1 protein-coding gene is annotated in these 851 nt (G+C 75.4%); it reads left to right on the top strand.

What is annotated here, in order from left to right; genetic code table 11:
• Nucleotides 1–29: 29 nt before the first annotated feature.
• The coding region (locus tag FNQ90_RS25275; protein ID WP_182608440.1) for an ABC transporter permease at nt 30–851 on the top strand (822 nt) is incomplete at its 3' end.

The raw sequence follows: 851 nt of genomic DNA, 5'->3' as shown, positions 1-851 counted from the left end.
ACCAGGCCGACGACGCCGGCACCGCCGACCTGTGGGCGCGCTACCGCGTCCACCGCGCCGGCGTCGTCGGCCTGGTGCTGCTGCTGCTCATCGTGCTGGTCGCCCTCCTCACCCCCTGGCTGGTGAACCCCGACCACCTGGGCGCCGCCAACGCCCCCGGCGCCCGGCTGGAACCCCCGAGCCGCGAGTTCTGGCTGGGCACCGACCAGATCGGCCGACCCGTCCTGGCCATGGTCCTGTGGGGCACCCGGGTCTCCCTGCTGGTCGGCCTCACCGCCGCCGCGCTCGCCGTCCTCCTCGGCACCCTGGTCGGCCTCCTCGCCGGCCACTTCGGCGGTCGGACCTCCTGGCTGCTGATGCGCCTCACCGACTGGTTCGTCGTCCTGCCCGGCCTGGTCCTGGCCATCGCCCTGGTCATCGCCATGGGACCGGGCACCGGCACCGTCATCCTCGCCATCGCCCTCACCTCCTGGGCCGGCACCGCCCGTCTGGTGCGCGCCCAGACCCTGGCCGTCGAGGCCCGCCCCCACCTGGAACGGGCCCGCGCCCTGGGCGCCGGCCGGATCCGGCGCATGACCCGGCATGTCCTGCCGCACCTCATGCCGCTGGTCCTGGCCGCCGCCGGACTCCAGGTCTCCGGCGCCATCCTCGCCGAGGCCGCGCTCTCCTTCCTCGGCCTGGGGGACCCCACCTCCTTCTCCTGGGGCACCACCCTGGAACGCGCCTTCCGCGCGGGCGCCGTCACCGCCGGCGCCTGGTGGTACCTGCTGCCGCCCGGGCTGGCGATCCTGCTGGTCGTCCTCGCCTTCACGCTGTGCGCCCGCACCCTCGAGGTCGTCCTCGACCCGCAC

It is taken from the genome of Streptomyces alkaliphilus (assembly GCF_014141535.1).
GTDB lineage: Bacteria > Actinomycetota > Actinomycetes > Streptomycetales > Streptomycetaceae > Streptomyces > Streptomyces alkaliphilus.
Note: the sequence above shows the minus strand (reverse complement) of the source record. Positions and strands in the feature narration are given on the sequence as shown.